Origin of the sequence: Achromobacter sp. SIMBA_011 (genome assembly GCF_046535435.1) — a bacterium.
In the GTDB taxonomy this organism is placed as follows: domain Bacteria; phylum Pseudomonadota; class Gammaproteobacteria; order Burkholderiales; family Burkholderiaceae_B; genus Achromobacter; species Achromobacter dolens.
In genome coordinates this window covers 1-242 of record NZ_JAWRWN010001101.1, presented here as the reverse complement: position 1 = coordinate 242, position 242 = coordinate 1, and the positions used below count along the sequence as shown (strand labels likewise).

The window sequence follows — 242 nt, the reverse complement described above, 5'->3', positions numbered from 1 at the left end:
GCCAAGCGGTGCCTGAAGCGCCGCTGCCGGATTTCTTCGATGACGAGCGCCAGAACTACGCGAAGCAGTTCGAGGAAACGATCGGCACGAAGAAGAATGCGATCCTCAACAATCCCGCCGTGCCGCCGTTCGTGATGGGCGCCTACGACTATCCGTATCGCGACAATTGCACGTACAACAGCCGCGGCGTGATCTGCAAGGTGCCGCCGGGTCACTACTTCATGATGGGCGACAACCGCGAC

General features: G+C 60.3%; 1 pseudogene. It reads left to right on the top strand.

The window, feature by feature from the left end:
* A pseudogene (locus SB816_RS34440) lies at positions 1-242 on the top strand (signal peptidase I); the annotation flags it as partial.